The 1,243-nt window shown below is 40.1% G+C and carries 1 protein-coding gene and 1 pseudogene; one reads left to right on the top strand and one right to left on the bottom strand.

All coding sequences use genetic code 11. The features are described 5' to 3' along the window. Positions 1-80: 80 nt before the first annotated feature. A pseudogene (locus tag ACWD3C_RS48670) lies at positions 81-997 on the bottom strand (IS3 family transposase); the annotation flags it as partial. 133 nt (positions 998-1,130) lie between these two features. On the opposite strand from ACWD3C_RS48670, the gene ACWD3C_RS48675 reads away from it, so the two are divergent. After that, the coding region (locus ACWD3C_RS48675) for a hypothetical protein (RefSeq protein ID WP_451155275.1) at positions 1,131-1,243 on the top strand (113 nt) is incomplete at its 3' end.

Genomic DNA, 1,243 nt, shown 5'->3' on the forward strand with positions numbered 1-1,243 from the left:
CCATCAGGTCCGGCTCCACCGCCGGTGACGGTGGGCGCAGCCGCTGTATGCGCATCTCCACCCCCAGCGTTCGTCCGTGTTCGACGAAGAGTAGATTGATAACGAGAGCTTGTATATTGACTCCCTTGATCAGTATGGACAATCAAGCCAGGCTGAGGATGTTCTTTCCCACAAGCTTGTAAGAAGCAATCCCTCACCAGTTTATCTTGCATCCGTGAAGACATTGACCAGCCTACAATCTTACGTGAAAAAACGTCGATATTCACGGCTAAGTATAAGGTGCCTTCTTTGGTAGGGATATAGGTCATGTCTCCCAGCCATACTTTATTAGGAGCTGTTGCTTTAAAGATCTGATTAATTAAATTGGGTCTTGAAAGCGAAGCTCCTTTTCTGTTGTAATGTTTATATTTATAACGGCTTCCCTTGGCATAAAGTCCCATCAAGTGCATCAGTTTTCCAACACGTTTCGTGTTGGTCATAATACCAGTATTATGAAGTACCTTGGTAATTCTAACCGCACCATAGCGTCCCTTATGCTCATGAAAGACAGCTTTTATCTTCTCTGAGAGAATTTCTCTCTCCACTTGTTGTTTTGAAGGACGACGATGCATGTATTCATAGAAACCTGAACGAGAAACCTTAAGAACTTTTACTGCATGCTTAATTTTTATCTTCCCATGATGTTTCAAGAGAAATTCAAAACGTTTTACTTGCTTCGCTTCAAGAAGACCCGGAACTTTTTTAGAAGTTCAAGTTCCTCCTGAAGATAACGATTTTCTTTCTCTAACAATTTAATCTTATGTTGGGCATTAGCTAGGGCTGTCCCATTGCCTGGAAAAGCACTTTCTCCATATTCTTCAACTTCTTGAACCCAGCGATAAAGACTATTGGCATGAACCTCAAGCTCTTGGCTGACTTCTTTAACAGAGTAACCCTCTTCAAGAATGAGTTTTACTGCAGAATTTTTAAATTGTTTATCGAATTTTCTTCTTGCCATAATAAACCTTTCCACGATTTCTCTTAACTTTGTGTCTAGTTTATTATAACCTTTCCACCTTTCATTTTTGTGTCTTAATAGACAGATTATAACACCCAATTTTCTGTCCACTTTTATAGTATAGCTCCAAGGTTTGCAAAAGAACGTCTATCCGCTTTATGACGAGCTAAAGGAATTAAGAGGATTGAATGGGGTCAAAGACCACTTGTCTTATGTATCTAGCAAACAAGAAGCCAATTCTAAACT

This window comes from Streptomyces sp. NPDC002845 (assembly GCF_053591955.1).